16 protein-coding genes and 1 pseudogene are annotated in these 17,801 nt (G+C 62.9%); 11 read left to right on the top strand and 6 right to left on the bottom strand.

The features are described from left to right. Window positions 1–183: 183 nt before the first annotated feature. From SALB1_RS02900 to SALB1_RS02875, 6 genes are all read left to right on the top strand, one after another. Complete coding sequence (locus SALB1_RS02900; RefSeq protein WP_109992496.1) at window positions 184–906, top strand: response regulator; 723 nt, start codon at window positions 184–186, stop codon at window positions 904–906. Next, complete coding sequence (locus tag SALB1_RS02895) at window positions 903–2,237, top strand: ATP-binding protein (RefSeq protein ID WP_109992495.1); 1,335 nt, start codon at window positions 903–905, stop codon at window positions 2,235–2,237. The genes SALB1_RS02900 and SALB1_RS02895 overlap by 4 nt, the downstream gene beginning before the upstream one ends. 399 nt (window positions 2,238–2,636) lie before the next feature. Then, the gene (locus SALB1_RS02890) at window positions 2,637–3,629 is read left to right on the top strand and encodes a zinc-dependent alcohol dehydrogenase family protein (protein WP_109995240.1); all 993 of its coding nucleotides are present in this window, start codon (window positions 2,637–2,639) and stop codon (window positions 3,627–3,629) included. After that, window positions 3,626–4,132, top strand: a complete 507-nt coding sequence (locus SALB1_RS02885) for a GNAT family N-acetyltransferase (RefSeq protein WP_255414480.1) — start codon at window positions 3,626–3,628, stop codon at window positions 4,130–4,132. Before SALB1_RS02890 ends, SALB1_RS02885 begins: the two co-directional genes overlap by 4 nt. A gap of 33 nt (window positions 4,133–4,165) precedes the next feature. Continuing rightward, the gene (locus SALB1_RS02880) at window positions 4,166–5,635 is read left to right on the top strand and encodes a RimK family protein (RefSeq protein ID WP_109992494.1); all 1,470 of its coding nucleotides are present in this window, start codon (window positions 4,166–4,168) and stop codon (window positions 5,633–5,635) included. Between the two features lie 118 nt (window positions 5,636–5,753). After that, window positions 5,754–7,922 (top strand): malate synthase G, encoded by a 2,169-nt coding sequence (locus tag SALB1_RS02875; RefSeq protein WP_109992493.1) that lies wholly within the window; start codon window positions 5,754–5,756, stop codon window positions 7,920–7,922. Between the two features lie 107 nt (window positions 7,923–8,029). On the opposite strand, the gene SALB1_RS02870 is transcribed toward SALB1_RS02875, so the two are convergent. From SALB1_RS02870 to SALB1_RS02855, 4 genes are read right to left on the bottom strand one after another with little or no spacing between them, the layout of a single operon-like run. Then, complete coding sequence (locus SALB1_RS02870; RefSeq protein WP_109992492.1) at window positions 8,030–8,377, bottom strand: hypothetical protein; 348 nt, start codon at window positions 8,375–8,377, stop codon at window positions 8,030–8,032. After that, entirely contained in the window at window positions 8,377–9,009 is a 633-nt protein-coding gene (locus tag SALB1_RS02865; RefSeq protein WP_109992491.1) for a cytochrome c oxidase subunit 3, read from the bottom strand. The genes SALB1_RS02870 and SALB1_RS02865 overlap by 1 nt, the downstream gene beginning before the upstream one ends. A gap of 30 nt (window positions 9,010–9,039) precedes the next feature. Next, window positions 9,040–11,133, bottom strand: coding sequence for a cbb3-type cytochrome c oxidase subunit I (locus SALB1_RS02860; protein WP_109992490.1), 2,094 nt, complete (start codon window positions 11,131–11,133; stop codon window positions 9,040–9,042). A gap of 14 nt (window positions 11,134–11,147) precedes the next feature. Next, a complete protein-coding gene (locus SALB1_RS02855) occupies window positions 11,148–12,158 on the bottom strand; it encodes a cytochrome c oxidase subunit II (protein ID WP_109992489.1) in 1,011 nt (336 codons plus the stop codon). Between the two features lie 374 nt (window positions 12,159–12,532). Here SALB1_RS02855 and SALB1_RS02850 point away from each other — a divergent pair, with 374 nt between their 5' ends. The 5 genes and pseudogenes from SALB1_RS02850 (at window position 12,533) to SALB1_RS02830 (ending at window position 15,304) form a co-directional block, all read left to right on the top strand. Further along, the gene (locus tag SALB1_RS02850; RefSeq protein ID WP_109992488.1) at window positions 12,533–12,919 is read left to right on the top strand and encodes a YidH family protein; all 387 of its coding nucleotides are present in this window, start codon (window positions 12,533–12,535) and stop codon (window positions 12,917–12,919) included. Beyond that, on the top strand, window positions 12,912–13,241 hold the full coding sequence (locus tag SALB1_RS02845) for a DUF202 domain-containing protein (RefSeq protein ID WP_109992487.1): 330 nt from the start codon (window positions 12,912–12,914) through the stop codon (window positions 13,239–13,241). Before SALB1_RS02850 ends, SALB1_RS02845 begins: the two co-directional genes overlap by 8 nt. Before the next feature lie 75 nt (window positions 13,242–13,316). Next, window positions 13,317–13,487 carry an ArsB/NhaD family transporter gene (locus SALB1_RS19815; protein WP_370453241.1) on the top strand — a complete coding sequence of 57 codons (171 nt, stop codon included), beginning with the start codon at window positions 13,317–13,319 and terminating at the stop codon, window positions 13,485–13,487. Then, window positions 13,484–13,890 (top strand): annotated as a pseudogene (locus tag SALB1_RS19810) (ArsB/NhaD family transporter). The gene SALB1_RS19815 and the pseudogene SALB1_RS19810 overlap by 4 nt, the downstream one beginning before the upstream one ends. A 472-nt stretch (window positions 13,891–14,362) precedes the next feature. Continuing rightward, complete coding sequence (locus SALB1_RS02830; RefSeq protein ID WP_109992485.1) at window positions 14,363–15,304, top strand: ABC transporter substrate-binding protein; 942 nt, start codon at window positions 14,363–14,365, stop codon at window positions 15,302–15,304. A gap of 67 nt (window positions 15,305–15,371) precedes the next feature. On the opposite strand, the gene SALB1_RS02825 is transcribed toward SALB1_RS02830, so the two are convergent. Continuing rightward, complete coding sequence (locus SALB1_RS02825) at window positions 15,372–16,430, bottom strand: AbrB family transcriptional regulator (protein WP_109992484.1); 1,059 nt, start codon at window positions 16,428–16,430, stop codon at window positions 15,372–15,374. 7 nt (window positions 16,431–16,437) lie between these two features. After that, on the bottom strand, window positions 16,438–17,745 hold the full coding sequence (locus SALB1_RS02820; protein WP_109992483.1) for a TRAP transporter large permease: 1,308 nt from the start codon (window positions 17,743–17,745) through the stop codon (window positions 16,438–16,440). Between the last annotated feature and the right edge of the window lie 56 nt (window positions 17,746–17,801).

Below are 17,801 nucleotides of genomic sequence, written 5' to 3'. Positions count from 1 at the left end.
TGCGAAGGCGCCTTCCACGAGGCTCATTACCGCCCGGAAGTGTCCTTCAAATCTGTCGCCGGGCCACGAGTTTGTCGCCGATTGTGTCAGGCCGGCGCGCTGGCGTATTCGGTTACAACACTGGGCCGGACGAGGGCGCGGCCCGCGTTATATTGACGCCAGAATCCGTACACTGCCCACGTCATGGCCGAACCCAGTCCGCATATTCTGGTGGTCGACGATCATCGTGACATCCGCGATTCGCTGAGCCGCTATCTCGCCGGCCACGGGTTCCGCGTGTCGGCGGCCCCCGACGCCGCGGCCGCGCGCCGCCAGATCCGCGATGCCGCGCTCGACCTGGTGATCCTCGACATCATGATGCCGGGCGAGGATGGGCTGTCCCTGTGCCGCTGGCTGCGCGAGACCAAGGCGATTCCCGTGATCCTGCTGACCGCCGTGGCTGAGGAGACCGATCGCGTGATCGGTCTGGAAATGGGCGCCGACGACTATGTCACCAAGCCGTTCTCGCCGCGTGAGCTGTTGGCGCGCGTGCGCGCGGTCCTGCGCCGGGCGGCCTCGTTGCCCACCCAGCGCGACGTGGTCGACGACCAGATCGTGCGTTTCGATCGCTGGGTCTTTCACGTCGCGCGCCAGGAACTCGAGGACGAAACCGGGCTGTCGGTCGCGCTGTCGACGGGCGAATTCCGGCTGTTGCTGGCCTTCGTACGCCACCCGAATCGGGTGCTGTCGCGTGAACAGTTACTGGACCTGACCCAGGGGCGCGAGGCCGAGGTGTTCGATCGCAGCGTGGATAACCAGGTCTCGCGGCTGCGGCGCAAGGTCGAGCGCGATTCGACCCGGCCGCAGCTGATCAAGACGGTCTGGGGCGGCGGTTATCGCTTTACCGCGATGGTCGTCGGCCAATGAAGCGCTGGCGGCCGCGCGGGCTGGCCGCGCGCATTATCGTGCTGACGCTGCTGGCGCTTGTGATCTCCCAGTGCGTGAGCTATCTGAGCTTTCGTAGCGGGCGCCAAGGCTTTATCGAACACATGATCAGCGATTACATGAGCCAGTCGGTGATCTCGGTGGACCACAGTCTGCGTTACGCCAAGCCGGGCCACGAGGGCGATCTGGTGCGTTCATTGTCGAGCCGGCCGGTGCACTTCGACCTGGTCCGGCGACCGCCGCATTGTGCCGCCCACAATGCAGACTCGCGTCGTTATGCTCGCGATTTCGCCGAGCGCTTGAACGTGTCGCTATCTCGGGTACGGGTTTGTGTCGGTCGCGGTCTGATGCACAGCCAACACGGCCCGGGACGCATGGCGGTTGAGCTGGCGTTTCGCCGGGACGATGGCCGCTGGCTTGATGTCCGCCAGCGGCTGCCCGGGCAGATCGAACACTGGGCGCAGGCCTCGTTACGCAATCTATTGATCACGCTCGCGCTGATGAGTGTGGCGGTGATATTCGCCAGTCGCCGGATCACGCGGCCGCTACTCGATCTGGCCTCGGCCGCCGAACGCTACGGCCGCGGCGAGCGCATCCGACCCATCCGTGAACGAGGCAGCGACGAGATCAAGCGCACGATTGTTGAATTCAACCGCATGCACGAGCGCATCGATCGTTTTGTGGCTGAGCGCACACGGCTGGTGGCGGCCTTGGCGCACGATTTGCGCACACCGATCACCGCGCTGCGCCTGCGGCTGGAATTCTTGCCCGACGACGACAACACGCGTGCGATGAATGCCACGCTCGCGGATATGGCGCATATGTCGGAGGCTGCGCTCACCTTCATGCGCGAGGAAGCCAGCGCCGAGGCCACGCGGCGCATGGATCTTACCGCGTTGGTGGATGCCGTGGCCGAGGATTATCGCGCCGCTGATGCGCCGGTACGGTTCGAACCGGGCGCGCCGATTCCGTTGGTCTGCCGTCCCGTTGCCATTCGGCGCGCCTTGCGCAACGTGATCGACAATGCGCTGGCCTATGGCGAGATCGCCGAGCTCGCGCTCGCCGACAGCGGGCAGCAGGTCGTCATCGAGGTCGCCGATCGCGGGCCGGGGATCGGCGAGGCCGAGATGGATAAGGTGTTCGATGCCTTCGTGCGCCTGGAAACCTCGCGCAATCGCGAGACCGGCGGGGTCGGTCTCGGGCTGTCGATCGCACGGTCGGTGATCCGTGCCCACGGCGGCGACATCACGCTCGCCAATCGGCCCGAGGGCGGACTCGTGGTGCGCATGACACTGCCGCGCGCGCGGATGTGAACCACGCCGCGAAAAGACATGCGTGGGCCAGGGCCTGTTGCCGTTTCGTACACATGCCGCGTCGGAGGCCGCAAATCCGTCGAGACAAGACGCGCAACGCGGTATCGGCGCCCTGATTGATGTTGTGGGCGGCCCAACCCGAAGGGACAAGCGCCCGACGATTAACAATACGACGGCAATCCAACGTTGGTGCTCTCTCACGTCGAACGACTACGCCACGTTCGCTAGGCTTCGTCTTGCCGCCCGAAGTCATTTTTCAGGAAGCGCCTGGTGCGGACGGCACGAAACGGCGACAAGCTGTGGGGTGACATACGCTTGCGTCGGCACGCTAAGCTACTCGGGATTCTATTCAACGCCGCTGGCGACCGCGGGTCGCCGATGCCGGCACAGGAGCATGTGATGACACGAGCCGTACGTATTCACGAAACCGGCCACGCCGATGTTCTGAAGATCGAGGATGTCACCGTCGGCGAACCCGGTGAGGGTGAAGTCCGGATCAAGGTCGAGGCGATCGGCCTCAACCGGGCCGAGGTAATGTTTCGCGAAGGCGCCTATCTGGAGTCGCCGAATCTACCGGCGGGCATGGGCTATGAAGGCGCGGGCGTGGTTGAGGCAGTCGGCCCCGGGGTGAGTGATTTCGCCGAAGGTGACGCCGTGGCAGTGGCGCCGGCGTTTTCCATGAACGCCTACAGCATGTACGCCGAATCCACCATTGTGCCCGCGTATGCGCTCACGGCGCGCCCGGCGGGGCTGGATGCGATCCAGTCCGCCGCGGTCTGGATGGCGTATCTGACCGCCTACGGCGCGTTGGTCGAGTTTGGCCAGCTGCAGGCTGGCGAGGCCGTGCTGATTCCGGCGGCATCGTCCAGCGTCGGACTGGCAGCGATCCAGATCGCCAATCACATCGGCGCCACGCCCATCGCCATGTCGCGTACCAACGCCAAGGTCGAGCAACTCAAGCAGGCCGGGGCGGCGCACGTGATCGTATCGGAATCGCAGGATATCGCCGGCGAGACCATGCGTCTCACCAATAACGCCGGCGCGCGCATCGTGTTCGATCCGGTCGCTGGGTCCACCGTCAACGACCTGGCTGCGGCGATGAGTCCGGGTGGCACGCTGTTCCTGTATGGCGCGCTGGCCAACCAGCCGACGCCGTTTCCGTTGTTCACCGCGCTCGGCAAGGCGTTGACGCTGCGCGGCTACACCGTGCTGGAGATATTCGCCGACCGCGATGCTTTTGCGCGCGGCAAGCGGTTCGTGTTCGACGGCATCGCCGCGGGAACGCTCGAGCCGACGGTGGATCAGGTGTTCGGCTTCGATGACATCGTGGCCGCGCATCGGTACATGGAATCGAATCAGCAGTTCGGCAAGATCGTCGTTCGCGTGCCGTGACCGCAGCGCCGCACTGCGGCCACGATCCGATTCGACGGGCCGGCGTCTCCGATCTGGATGCGCTGATGGCGCTGGAGCGTGCTTGTTTCGCATGCGACGCCCAGTCGCGGCGCAGCATGGCGCATCTGATCGGCCGCGCCCACGGCGACGTGCGCGTCATGGACGAGGGCGGTCGGATCGTGGCGGCGAGCGTATTGCTCTATCGTCAGGGCACGCGGGTGGCCCGCATCTATTCCATCGCGGTCGACCCGGCCGTGCGCGGGCGCGGTTTCGCCCGCCGATTGATCGACGATGCCGAAGAGTGCGCCCGGGCGGCTGGCTGTGCACGCCTGAGTGCCGAAGCGCGGTGGTCCAACCGGGCCTCGCGCGCGCTGTTCGCGGCCTGCGGTTTCAGCGAAACGGAGCGATTGGCCGATTACTACGGGCACGACCCGGGCCGATACGAAGACGGCGTGCGTCTGGTAAAACGTCTGCTATCGGGCGCCGGCCCGGTTTCGCCATAATCCGGCGATCTTGAACATCGACTGGAGCGCCGAATGGCCGAACCCGTGATTGTGGTCGAATCCCTGCGTGACTGGCGCGCCGCGCCGCCGGCGGCGCGGCTGGTACTGGCCGACGACTATCTAGCCGACCCGGCCCATGCGGATGCCGGTCTGCACGTGATCAACCTCTGCCGCAGCACGCGTTATCAGAGTCTGGGCTACTATTGCTCGCTACTGGCCGAGGCCCGTGGCCAACGCGTTATTCCGTCCGTGGCGCGCCTGGCGGATCTGTCGCGCAAGCTGCTTTACACCAGCGAAATCCCGGCGATCAACGAAGCGTTGTCGGCGCTCGATGCCGGTACCTGGCAGGCGCTGCCCGACGATTGTCATATCGTGCTCGGGCGCTGCCGCTATCCGGAGCTGGAGAAAGTCGCCCGCCGTGTGTTCGAACAGTTCGCGGTGCCATTGATCAACCTCGAGTTGCGCGAGGCCGCCGGTGCGATGCGGGTGGGCCGGCTGCGCACACTCTCGCTGCGCCAACTCGACGGCGCCGAGGCCGATTTCCTGTCCGAGGCGATGAACGCCTATCTCGCCCGTGGCTGGAAACAGCCGGATCGGCGCCCGCATGCCCGTTTCGATGTGGCCATGCTGGTCGATCGCGACGATCCCCAGCCGCCCTCGAACGAAGCCGCGCTGGCCCGCTTCGTCGCGGCCGGGCGTGAACTGGGGCTGGAGGTCGAGCGCATCACCAAGCGCGATCTCGGGCGCCTGGCCGAATTCGATGCGCTGTTCATTCGCGAGACCACGCGGCTGAATCATCACACCTACGCGTTTTCACGCCGCGCCGAGCAGGAAGGCCTGGTCGTCATCGATGACCCCACTTCGATCTTGCGTTGCACGAACAAGGTTTATCTTGCCGAGTTGCTCACGCGCCACAATGTCGCCGCGCCCCGGGCCGCGATCTTCGGCGACAACGAGATCGAGCGGCTGCCCGAGCTGCTCGGTTTCCCGATGGTGCTCAAGGCACCGGAGGGCGCGTTCTCCAAGGGCGTGTTCAAGGCCGATGACATCAACGAACTGCGCGAGATCGCCGCGCGGCTGCTGGACGACTCCGAGCTCGCGCTGGCCCAGGAATTCATGCCCACGGCGTTCGACTGGCGCGTGGGCGTGCTGGGCGGCCGGGCGCTGTATGTCTGCCAGTACATGATGGCCGGCGGGCATTGGCAGGTGGTGGACTACAACGGCGCCGACGGCATCAGCGAGGGTGATTCGCGTACGCTGGCCGTGGCCGATGCGCCGCCCGAGGTGGTCGAGATTGCGATCACGGCGGCCGGGCTGATCCGCGACGGGCTGTACGGCGTGGATATCAAGCAGACCACCGACGGGCTGCGCGTGATCGAGATCAACGACAACCCCAGCATCGATGCCGGCATCGAGGATGCCGTGGCCGGCGAGGGGCTGTACCGCGAGATCATGGCCGAATTCCTGCGCCGCCTGGAGGCGCGCACCCAGGGTATTGCATGATCAGGCCGACTGGTTTGCGCAGGCTATGGCTTTCGCTATAGTCGATTGTCCTCAATGCACCTCATTTTTACGGAGCGCGGGCCAGCCGCGCCGTCCACACAAGCGAGAAAGGCTTAGTATGACCCAGCGAATCGAACGCGCCGGATTGCAGATCGGCAAGCCGTTGTACGATCTGATCGAGACCGCTCTGCCCGGAACCGGAGTCGACTCCGACATGTTCTGGGCCGAGCTGGCCGCCCTGGTCGAGGAATTCGGGCCCAAGAACGCGGCTCTGCTCAAGCATCGCGTCGACATCCAGGAAACCCTGGACAAATGGCACCGCGAGCATCGCGGCGACGCCTTCGACCGCGATGAATACCGCCAACTGCTCACCGAACTCGAATACATCGTGCCCGAGGGCGAGGACTTCGCGGTCTCGACCGACCACGTCGACCCCGAGATCGCCACCGTGCCGGGGCCGCAGCTGGTGGTGCCGATCACCAACGCGCGCTTTGCGTTGAACGCCGCCAATGCGCGCTGGGGCAGTCTTTACGACGCGCTGTACGGCGCCGACATCATTCCCGAGACCGAAGGCGCCGAGAAGGGCAAGAGCTACAATCCCAAGCGCGGCGCCAAGGTGGTGGCGCAGGCCGCCGAGTTTCTGGATGCGCACTTCGCGCTCGATGGCGGCTCGCATGCCGATGCCCAGGCCTATCGCATCGACAACGGCCGGCTGGCGGTCGATATCGGCTCCGGCCATGTGGAACTCGCTGAGCCGCATCAGTTCGTCGGCCATCAGGGCACGCCCAGTCAGCCGTCGGCGATCCTGCTGGTGCACAACGGCCTGCATATCGAGATCCAGATCGATGCCAACGACCCGGTCGGCAAGGACCACGCCGCCGGCGTGAAGGATGTGCTGATGGAGGCCGCCGTGACGGCCATCCAGGACTGCGAGGACTCGGTCGCCGCGGTCGACGCCGAGGACAAGGCGCTGGTCTATGGCAACTGGCTCGGCCTGATGAAGGGCGATCTCACCGAAGAGGTGGACAAGGGCGGCAAGACCTTCACCCGTAAGCTGGCCGACGATCGCGTCTATACCGCGGCCGATGGCAGCGAACTGAGCCTGCCCGGGCGCAGCCTCATGCTGGTCCGCAACGTCGGCCATCTGATGACCACGCCGGCGGTGCTCGACGGCCAAGGCAAGGAAATCCCGGAAGGTATCCTCGATGCGTTGGCCACCGCCACCATCGCGCTGCACGATCTCAAGGGCAACGGCCCGCACACCAACAGTCGGGCCGGCTCGGTGTATATCGTCAAGCCGAAGATGCACGGTCCGGCCGAGGTGAACTTCACGGTTGCCATGCTCGGCCATATCGAGAACGCGCTCGGCATCGCGCCCAATACGCTCAAGATCGGCATCATGGACGAAGAGCGTCGCACCTCGGTCAACCTCAAGGAATGCATCCGCGAGGCGCGCGAACGCACCATCTTCATCAATACGGGGTTTCTCGATCGCACCGGCGACGAGATCCATACTTCGATGGAAGCCGGGCCCATGTTGCCCAAGGGCGAGATGAAATCCACCGCCTGGCTCACGGCCTACGAAGACAACAACGTCGACACCGGTCTGGCCTGCGGCCTGCGCGGTCGCGCCCAGATCGGCAAGGGCATGTGGCCGGCGCCGGACAACATGGCCGCCATGATGGACGCCAAGATCGGCCATCCCGAGGCCGGGGCCAACTGTGCCTGGGTGCCGTCGCCGACCGCCGCCACGCTGCACGCCATCCATTACCACCGCTGTGACGTGCTGGCACGCCAGAGCGAGCTGGAATCGCGCCACCGGGATTATCTCGAGGATCTGCTGACTATTCCGCTGCTCGATCGTGAGCTGTCGGCCGATGAGATCGCCAAGGAACTGGACAACAACTGCCAGGGCATCCTCGGCTATGTCGTGCGCTGGGTCGACCACGGTGTGGGGTGCTCGAAGGTGCCGGATATCACCGATACGGCGCTGATGGAGGACCGGGCGACCTGTCGCATCTCGTCGCAGCATATCGCGAACTGGCTGCACCACGGCATCGCCACCGAGAACGACGTGCGCGAAACCCTGATGCGCATGGCCAAGGTGGTCGATCGACAGAACGAGGGCGACCCGAACTACATGCCGATGTCGGCGGACTTCGATGCCTCGATCGCCTTTCAGGCTGCCTGTGATCTGGTGTTCAAGGGCGTCGAACAACCTTCCGGCTACACTGAACCTGTTCTACATGCCCGGCGACGGGAGCTCAAGGCTGCTCGGGCGGGTTAGTTGAACCGCGGCGGCGGCCTTGATTGCCCGGCTGCAGTTGCGCAGCTGGGCAAAAAAAAAGCCCCGATTACGGGGCTTTTTTTGGTGGCTGGCGCGAATCGGTCCAGTCAGCCGCCGGCCGTCGTGCGTATCATTAGATAATGGAACATAAATAACGTCAGGCCGATCGCCATCAGAACCAGCGGTGCCGTGAGCACGAATGCTGCGGTGTGCCACCGCATCGCCTTGGACAGATTGAGGTTGAAAAGTAAATAAACCTGCCCAGTAGCGGCGATCGCAGCCAGTATCGAGATCCAGGCAATGGTCATGTCACGGGATAAGTCGAAACCGGCTGTCACGATGCAGCTGATGAGCAATGCCACAAGCGCGAGCACAAAGGCGGCCACATATCGCCCGGTGCTCGCCTGCTGGACTTCGGGATGGGCCAGTGGATCGTGATGATCGTGCTCAGCCATTAGCTCACTCCAATCAAGTAGACGAAGGTGTAGACGGCGACCCAGACCAGGGCCTGGAAGAACCAGAAGAGGCGCAGATTGATCAAGCGCCCCACAACCGGCTCGGTGAAGCCGTCGCGGGCCACCTGCACCATCATGGCCGCCATCCAGATAAGCCCGACGATAACATGAGCCCCATGGATCCAGACGATGGTCCAGAGATTGGAAAGAAAGGCACTGGCCTGGGGTAACGCGCCGTCCCGGGCCAATCCCGAGAACTCATACATCTCCTCGAGTATAAACACCGCTCCCAGTGCCAGGGACAGGCCCATCCAGCGCAGCGTTTCGCCGCGCCGGCCGTGTTTGATGGCCACGAAAGCCAGCCCAAGCATGAATACACTAGATAGCAGAAACAGCGTCGGAAACAGGCCTTCAACCGGATGGATGACTTGGTCTGCCGTGATGCTGCTGGTGCCGTAGGCGGCCAGATAGACGCCGTTGGCCGCAAACAGCCCGGCAAAGATCATGGCGTCACTCATCATGTACAACCAGAAGCCGAGCGAACGGAGCCCGATGGTATCGGGATGCTCGGATTCCGGTTGCCAGAGCTCGACGCCTTCTGGATTTCCGCTTGGTTTTGCGTGGTTAGCCATGGGCGATCATTCCGTATGCGTATGAGCCGATTAAGATGTAGCGATTCGGCTGCCAGGGGCGGCCTCGTTGGGAGCATGCAGCGACTGCTGTGCCTCGCTATCCATTTGCGCCAAGTGGGCCTGCTCGATGCGCTCGACCTCTGAAGCCGGCACGATATAGTCCACATCTTTCTGAAACATCCGGACTATCAGAGTGATGATCACAGCTGCCACGGCAAAGCCGGCCAGCCACCATATCCGCCAGACAGCGGCAAACCCGAATATCGTGGCGAACGCCCCGAGCACCAGTGGCAACATGCTGTTCTTCGGCATGTGAATATCGGCATAGTGCGGCGGTACGAGCGAAGTCAAGCCATGTTCGCGACGCCAGGCCCACTCGTCGTAGTCATGAACAATGGGTGTGGCCGCGAAATTATAGAACGGCGGCGGGCAGTGCGTCGCCCATTCCAGGCTGCGTCCGGTGCGCCAGGGATCGGATGTAACCACACGGTTCTTCTCCCGATCGCGCAGCGAGACCGCAATCTGCAGCACGAACGCGACCACCGAGGCCGTGTACAGAGCGATGCCGAAAACTTCCAGGATCAGAAGTGGCCACCAGCCCGGGTGGGCGATGTAGTCCAGACGGCGCGTCATGCCCAGAAAGCCGAGTGCATACATGGGCACGAACACGAATACCGAACCGCCCCAGAACAGCCAGAAAAACAAGCGGCCGAGGCGATCATCCAAATAGAAGCCGAAGACCTTGGGCCACCAGTAGGTCACGGCGCCAAACAACGCAAACACGATCAGCAGGAACATGTTGTGGAAGTGCGCGACCACGAACACGCTGTTGTGTGTGACGTAATTAATTGCCGGAATTGCCAGCATCATCCCGGTCATGCCACCACCGATGAGCAGCAGCACGGAGGTCACCGCCCAGAGCATGGGTGTTTCCAGCCGTATACGGCCCTTGTACATGGTGAAGACCCAGTTGAATACCTTCACCCCGGTCGGAATGCCGACCAGCATCGTGGCGATGCTGAAGAACGTATTAACGACCGGACCCTGGCCCATGATGAAGAAATGATGCAGCCAGACTGCCCAGGACACACCCGCAATACCCATCGTTGCCACAATCATCGCGGCATGGTTGAACAACGGCTTTTCCGAAAATGTCGGAATGATCTCGGATAGGAAGCCGAATGCCGGAAGCACCACAAAATACACCTCCGGATGGCCCCACACCCAGAACAGGTTGGTGTACATCATGAAATTACCGCCACCGTCGGCGGTGAAGAAATGGGTGCCGATGTAGCGGTCTAGGGTGAGCAGGAACAGCGCCACGGTCAGCACTGGGAAAGACGTCAGTGCGATGATATTCGTGCCGAGAGCGGTCCAGGAGAACATCGGCATCCGCAGCAGCGTCATACCCGGCGCCCGCATCTTGAGGATAGTGGCTATTATATTGACCGCCCCGACGGTCGTGCCGATCGAACTAATCTGGATAATCCATATCCAGTAGTCGACCCCCACGCCTGGACTATGGCTCAGCTGCGTTAACGGCGTGAGGCCGACCCAGCCGGCATGCGAGAAGGAACCGACAAACAGCGACACCATGACCAGCGCGGCGGCGGAAGCAGTAAGCCACAGACCGATCGCGTTGAGGAACGGATAGGCCATGTCGCGCGCGCCAATCTGGATTGGCACGATCAGGTTCATCATACCCACCAGCAGCGGTGTGGCTGCCACGATGATCATCAGGGTGCCGTGTACCGTGAAGATCTCGCTGAGGTGGAATGGCGTAAGGAACCCGTGCTCTGCGCCCAGGATACCGGGCGACTGCGGGCCTACGGCCATGGCCTGATGCGCCCGGATCATGCCGGCCTCGAAAAAGCCGCGGAAGAGCATGATCAGGCCGATGAGGCAATACATGATGCCGATCTTCTTGTGATCGACCGTCGTCAACCAATCACGCCAGAGCCAGCCCCACAGCCGATAATAAGTCAGTGCAGCAAGCACAGTGCCGCCACCGGCGACGACCAGCGCCAGCGCGAACATGATCCAGGGGTTGTGGTAATGCAAATCGAGCAGCATCGGCAGCCGCCCGAAGATCGGGTTCCAAGGACCTGGAATATTCATGAACATAACGTGTGCCGCCTCTAGTTTGCGTTGGTCCCGTCGAAAGGCTGGGATGACTTGGGGCCTGTGCCGTGCTGCCGGGCGAATTCTTTCGAAGTCATATCCTCCGTCAAGCGCATCGGCCAACTCCCGGTGAGCTGTCCCGACTTGACGTCCGCGATCACATCATTGAACAGATGCGGCGCGACGCTGCCGTAGACCGTCCAGGTATTGCCTGTATTCACCGTGGGCTGGGCAAATTGCTTGAACTGAGCCATGTCCATCTGATGCGACGAGCTTTGCGCCTTGGTCACCCAATCCTGAAACGCCCCCGGTTTGACCACCTTCAAGTCGTAGTTCATCCAGGCAAAGCCGGGCCCGCTGAACTCGGTGGAGTAGCCGCGATACGTGCCGGTACGGTCGAGCAGGAAATTATGTTTGGTGCGCATGCCCGGCATGGCATAAATCTGATTAACGACCTTCAGAATATAGAAGTCGTTAGTGGCGCCAACTGCGGTCAGTCGCAACTCCACCTTGCGGTGAGTCGGCACGATGAGACGGTTTGCAACCGCAATATGTAGCTTGGGGTAGATGAATAACCACTGCCAATCCGTGGAAATGACGTCGACCTTGAGCGGCGGAGGCGGATTCTTCTGTTGAGCAACCTCCGCTTGCACCGCCTGTGGATTGTACGGTCCAACCGCACGCATGCCCTGGTAGCTGAAGTAGGACATGACACCAACCAACACCAGGGGAAATCCCCATACGATGCCCTCAATCGTCCAGGAATGGTTGAAAGTTGGATCGTAACGGCCGCTACCCCCGCGCCGAAAACGAAAGTACACCCAGATAAGCAGTACCGTGGCCGGCAAGATTATCAGGCCGAGCAGCAGCACATCGACGACCAGGTAGAACACCGAGGACCGGGCCAGTGGGCCATTGGGGTGAAGAATCCAGAGCCAGGGCCCATCTTTGTCGCAGCCGGCGAGCGGGAGCAGCAGACAACAAAGAATCAGAACCTTGAGCGCTGGACTGCGATAGAGCTTATTCATGAGCGATCCGTTCCACTATTGGGCTACGACCAGGTGGGTGCCAACCACGGTCGGCATATACGGCACATCGTACCGTTTCGACGCAGCAGGTTGCGCGATTTCTGGAACCTGCATACCCACGCACCCGGTAAAGGCACACCGTAACCTACGACATAGGTCGTAAACTACGGCACTAATATGTTGCTATATAACGACAGCTGCGTCCATGAACGACCGCTTAACTTGCGGCTTCGACTACGCAACGAGCGATAATCCGTATTGTCGTCGCGCCACCGGATCGTCGGTGGGCGGCGCCGTTTGCCCGCCCGCCGGTATCCCTTGAAGCGACGATCAGTGATAATCAGGCACAGCATATAACGTCATTCTCTGTCGTAATGAAACGCCGCGCTAGCGAGCAGCAGCCCGACGCGGGTGTCGACCACGAGCCGGATTACCGGTTCACACTGGCCAACGAACGGACCTTCCTGGCATGGATTCGCACCGCGCTGGCCCTGTTGGCGGGCGCCGTCGCGGTGATGCAGTTGGTTCCGGACTTCGGTCTGCCCGAGGGGCGCAAGCTGCTTTCGGGGCTGCTTGCAGTGCTCAGCGTCGCCACCGTGGCGGGTAGCGCGCTGCGCTGGCGCTCGGCGCAGTGGGCCATGCGTTGCGATGCGCCGCTACCATCGACACGCTTGCCATGGCTGCTTGCTGCTGGGGTCATTCTCGTCGGCCTGATCGTTATCGTACTGGCCCTGCTGTTCGGGGTGAGCGCGGGTGACTGAACGCCTGATCCCGGGGCGCGCCGGTCTGCAGGCCGAGCGTACCGACTTGTCCTGGTCGCGCACCTCCTTGTCGTTTGCCGTCAACGGCACGCTGTTACTCGTTCGCCATCATCTGCCCGGCCCGATGTGGCTGCACGGTTTCGCCGCTGGGGTCGCGGTGCTGCTGCTGCTGTTCACGCTGGCCATGGCCCGGCGCCGGTGCCGTGTACTCGAGCAGCGACCGCTACCGGTGCCGCTGGCCGACCCGTTTGCGCTGCTCCTGGTGAGCGTTGGTACGCTGGTCATGGGTCTTCTGACACTGGCATTGTTGGTTTGGCCCTGAGCGTGGTCGGGACGCAGCGCTCGAGGCTCCAAGGTTGATTTGCCTGGCACTGGCCATATTCGTCGTCACGCGCGCGTGGTGGTCACGCAGCCGCGCGAGCTCGGGATCGGCTGGAGCACGACCGGCGGCGCGCTGGTTTCGCTCGCCGTCGGCATGGTCTCGCTGGACGTGGCCACGGTCGGGGGGCGTCGGGAACGCCACGCTGACCTCCGTCGCGATCATCGTCATCAGTCTGCTGTTGGATGAACCAGCTGTTTTCGTTGGACCGCGCCACATGTCGGCCGGGCCGGCAACGGGCGCGGCCAGCGTCTGCTGGTGCTAGTGATGCTGCTGGGCACCGTCTCGTGGTCGATATTTTTGGGCCTCGGCGTGTGCTGTTGCGGGCGCCATGGCAGATCGTGGTCTTTTCGCTCGGCATGTGCGTTGTCGTCTTCGGACTGGTCAACTCTGGACTGACGGGCTGGCCGATGGCCTGCGCGAGTTGGCGACCAGCAACGTGTGGCTGATCGCGGTGGCGGCTGGATTTCTCTTGGCTGGACTGTCGTCGGTGATGAATAACTTGCCGACCGTGCTTGTCGTCGCGTTGTCGACCCAGGCCGCGCATGCTCGCGAGGCGGCGCACCAGCTTATTGACCCGGCACAAAAATAGATGATTTTTCGGGTTAATAGCGCGAGTATGCGACCGCATGCGCGCCGCGGCCATTGGCCGCGAAGCCTTTGAAAATAAAAGACGGACAGGTGCCGGCTTTTATTTTTGAAGGCGTTGAAAACAGCTGATGAAGTCAGCTGTTTTGATGCCGGATTAATAATAGTGCATGCCAAAGTCGTCGGCGTGGATCTGGGGCTAAAGCTCACCCCTATCGGCAGTATGGCCAGGCTGCTTCGGCTGCAGGTGGCTGGAGTGACGGGGGCTTGCGATCGGCTGGGGCCAGTATTGCCGCATCGGCTGCGCACTGACCCCGCCGGTATGGTTGGCCTGTCTCGGGGCGCTGGCCGTACGGTTGCCCCTTCGGCGCTGTTTCGGCGAGTGACCCCGGACCGAGTGTTATCATGCCAAGGTCGTGCCGGCCAGAATGGGTATCGACGTGCCGCACGATTCGGTTTTTTTATGAGGGACTCAAATGAAACGATTTCAATCGTGGGCCGCGCGGCTGAGCGCAGCGGCCATTGTGCTGGTGGCGGCCACCGGCATCGTCGTCACGGCCCAGGCGGAAACGGTCAAGTTCGGGGCTCCGCCGTGGCCCGGCGTCACGGTCAAGACCACCATCGCCCGTAAGATTCTGGAAGCGGCGGGCTACGACACGAAAGTGACCAACGCCAGCTGGACCATCGACCTTCAGGGCGTGGGCCGCGGTGATATGGACGCGGACCTGGGCATCTGGATGCCGACCCAGAAGTCGACCGTCGAGCCGATGGTGAAGTCCGGCAAGATCAATCTGCTGGTCAAGAACGTGCCGGACGCGAAATATGATCTCGTGGTACCAGGCTACGTGTGGAATGCCGGCGTGCACAGCATCGCCGACCTGAACAAGCATGCCGCCAAGTTCCACCATCGCATCTACGGTATCGAGGCCGGCAACGACGGCAACGAAATCGTCAAGACCGCGATCAAGAACAACACCTACAACCTGGGCAGCTGGAATCTGCGTCCGTCGTCCACCGCGGTCATGCTGACCGAGGCCGGCCGCAAGATTCGCAAGAAACAGTGGATTGTGTTCCTCGGCTGGAAGCCACACTGGATGAACATCAAATACGACCTCCACTATCTCAAGGATCCGAAGAAAATCTGGGGCGGTGGTTCGTCGGTCTACACCGCCATCAACCCGGCGTTCGAAAAGAGCAACCCGAATGTCACCCGCTTCCTCAAGCAAATGGTGGTGCCGTCCAAAATCCAGAGCCAGTGGATTTACGACTTTGGCTACAAGCACCAGTCGGCGACGAAAGTGGCCGACAACTGGATCAAGAACCATATGGATACGGTGGCCCAGTGGCTGGACGGCGTGAAAACTGCCGATGGCTCAAGCGACGCCCTGACCGTTGTCAAGCAGAAGCTGGGCAGCTGATCGATTGTTGAGGCGCCAGCTTCGCGCTGGCCACGGCCGGAGTCCGCATGGCGGGCTCCGGCTTTTTTTATTGTGTGCGTCGGCGCGCTGAGAACACGGCCGGGCCGGCGATCAGGATAATCAGCACGCGCAGCATGTTGTGCACGGTCACGAAGGCGGGTTCGATGCCGAGTGCCAGGGCGATCAGCGAGATGCCCGACATGCCGCCCGGCGAGAAGGCCAGGAACAGGGCCTCAAGGTTCAACCCGGTCAGGGCATGCAGGCCGAAGGCGAAGCCGGCCGATATGACGAGCATGGTCAGGGTCGAGGTCAGCGACAACAGCAGCCCGCGGCGGACTTCGGCAAAGCTCGCGCCCGCGAACTGGGCGCCAATGGAACTGCCGAGCACGACTTCGGCGATCAGGATCGGGGCATTGGGTACATGGATGGTGGCCAGGCCACTGACCTGAACCACGCCCATCGCCATCAATGGCCCGAGCATGATCGCGCCCGGCAGCCGCAGTACTTTAGAGGCCGCGGCGCCGATGGCGCCAACCGCCATCAGGATCAGCCAGTGGCTTGCGGTCACGTCGGCCAGCGACACATAACGGTTCGCATTACCGGAGCCGGCGTGTGCCACCAGCAGATGAAAACCGAATACGAGCACGAACACCACCAGCACGATGCGCACTGCATGCATGAGCGCAATCACCCGCTCGGCGCCACCGTAGTCGCCGCCGATCACGGTCATGGCCATGAAGCCGCCGGGCGCGGCCGAGAAATAGGCCGTGGGCGCGTCGTAGCCGCCGACTCGGCGAAAGAACAGATACTGCGCGCTGGTAACGAGTCCTACGTAAAGCGCCACCGCGCACAGCGACACCGGCCAGCGGGCGAGATTGCCGAGGATCGAAGGTTGCAGCGTAGCGCCGATCATCAACCCGATCACCACGAGCACCAGGTTGCGTAGCCATCTGGGAATACGCGCGGTGACGCCGCTCATCACTGCGATCGCGGTGCCGGTGATCGCGCCCAGCAGCCAGGGCATGGGCAGATGGACGAGCGCGAACACGCCGCCGCCGACGGTGGCCGTTGCCAGGGCCGCGGCCAGTGGTCGAAGCGCAGCGGCTGCGCGCCGGAGGTCGCTCATGCATCGCCTACCGGCTGAAGGAGGGTAGCCAGAGCGCGATCTGCGGGAAGAGGATCACCAGGGCCAGGCCGACCAGCCCCATCAGCGCGTAGGGCAGCGAGCCGCGCAGCACGTCCGTGATGGTGTAGTCGTCCGACAGCGACTGGACGACGAACAGATTCATGCCGACGGGCGGCGTCACGGCGCCGATCTCCATGTTGATCACCAGGATCACGCCGAACCAGATCAGGTCGATGTCCAGCGCTTTGAGCGCCGGCAGCAGGATCGGCACGGTCACGAGGATCGCCGCCGAGGCATCCATGAACATGCCGAGCAGGAGATACAGCGCATTGATCGCGATCAGGAACTGCCACTGAGCGAGCTGCAGGGTGTCGAGCCAGCTTGCCACGTCCTGCGGCACGCGCAGCAGCGACAAGGTGTTGCCGAACACCGAGGCGCCGGCGATCAGCATCAGAATCATCGCGCTGGTCTTGACGCTGTCCAGCGTGGCCAGCCCCAGCAGGCGGGCGCCCAGCGTGCGCTTCACGACGAGGGTCAGAATCAGTGCATAGGCGACGCCGATGGCCGCGGCCTCGGTGGGCGTGGCCAGACCGGCGTAAATACTGCCGAGCACCACCACGATCATCGCCAGGCTGCCGATCATGCCGAGTGACATCGGCGGCAGGTCGAGCCCGGTATCGGCGGCGGCCGTGCCGGCCGGAGCGCCGGCCGGAGCGAGCGAGCCCCCGGCGGTACGGACCACGGTATAGGCCGCGAACAGCAGCGCCAGCATCAGGCCGGGCAGGATGCCGGCCAGAAACAGTTTGCCGACCGAGGCGCCGGTGACCAGCGAATAAAGAATCAGCGAGATGCTCGGCGGGATCAGGATGCCGAGACTGCCTGCGACGGCCACCGCACCGGCGGCCATGCGCTTGTCGTAGCCGCGCTTGATCATCTCCGGAATGCTGATCGAGCCGATGGTGGCGGCGGTGGCGGTCGACGAGCCGGAAATGGCCGCGAAAATGGCACTGGCCAGGATCGCGGCGATGACCAGTCCGCCCGGCAGGCGCCGGGTCATGCGTTGGGCGAAGTCGAACAGATCCCGCCCGGCCTCGCCCTTGAGCATGATCTGGCCCATGAAGATGTATAGCGGGATGGCGATGATCACGAACGAGTTCACGTCCGAGTACGAAATCTGGGCCAGGGCGTTGATGCCGGGATCCACGCCGATCGTGAGCATGTAGCCGAGCACGCCGCTGATCAGGAGCGCGATCGCGATCGGCACGCCCAGAATCAGCAGAGCGAACAGGGCCACGAGCATCAGGATGAAATGCATAGTCGGCTACCGGAAAAACACGCGAGGTGTGAAGAGGTTCGGAAGGGGGCCGGCCG

The organism is Salinisphaera sp. LB1 (genome assembly GCF_003177035.1).
GTDB lineage: Bacteria > Pseudomonadota > Gammaproteobacteria > Nevskiales > Salinisphaeraceae > Salinisphaera.
Note: the sequence above shows the minus strand (reverse complement) of the source record. Positions and strands in the feature narration are given on the sequence as shown.

What these genes read in the sequence shown, in the direction of transcription:
- SALB1_RS02820 (WP_109992483.1), bottom strand. Translation starts at nt 17,745, where the DNA reads ATGCATTTCATCCTGATGCTCGTGGCCCTGTTCGCTCTGCTGATTCTG.
- SALB1_RS02850 (WP_109992488.1), top strand. Translation starts at nt 12,533, where the DNA reads ATGAAACGCCGCGCTAGCGAGCAGCAGCCCGACGCGGGTGTCGACCAC.
- SALB1_RS02865 (WP_109992491.1), bottom strand. Translation starts at nt 9,009, where the DNA reads ATGGCTAACCACGCAAAACCAAGCGGAAATCCAGAAGGCGTCGAGCTC.
- SALB1_RS02900 (WP_109992496.1), top strand. Translation starts at nt 184, where the DNA reads ATGGCCGAACCCAGTCCGCATATTCTGGTGGTCGACGATCATCGTGAC.
- SALB1_RS02825 (WP_109992484.1), bottom strand. Translation starts at nt 16,430, where the DNA reads ATGAGCGACCTCCGGCGCGCAGCCGCTGCGCTTCGACCACTGGCCGCG.
- SALB1_RS02855 (WP_109992489.1), bottom strand. Translation starts at nt 12,158, where the DNA reads ATGAATAAGCTCTATCGCAGTCCAGCGCTCAAGGTTCTGATTCTTTGT.
- SALB1_RS02830 (WP_109992485.1), top strand. Translation starts at nt 14,363, where the DNA reads ATGAAACGATTTCAATCGTGGGCCGCGCGGCTGAGCGCAGCGGCCATT.
- SALB1_RS02890 (WP_109995240.1), top strand. Translation starts at nt 2,637, where the DNA reads ATGACACGAGCCGTACGTATTCACGAAACCGGCCACGCCGATGTTCTG.
- SALB1_RS02860 (WP_109992490.1), bottom strand. Translation starts at nt 11,133, where the DNA reads ATGTTCATGAATATTCCAGGTCCTTGGAACCCGATCTTCGGGCGGCTG.
- SALB1_RS02875 (WP_109992493.1), top strand. Translation starts at nt 5,754, where the DNA reads ATGACCCAGCGAATCGAACGCGCCGGATTGCAGATCGGCAAGCCGTTG.
- SALB1_RS02895 (WP_109992495.1), top strand. Translation starts at nt 903, where the DNA reads ATGAAGCGCTGGCGGCCGCGCGGGCTGGCCGCGCGCATTATCGTGCTG.
- SALB1_RS02880 (WP_109992494.1), top strand. Translation starts at nt 4,166, where the DNA reads ATGGCCGAACCCGTGATTGTGGTCGAATCCCTGCGTGACTGGCGCGCC.
- SALB1_RS02870 (WP_109992492.1), bottom strand. Translation starts at nt 8,377, where the DNA reads ATGGCTGAGCACGATCATCACGATCCACTGGCCCATCCCGAAGTCCAG.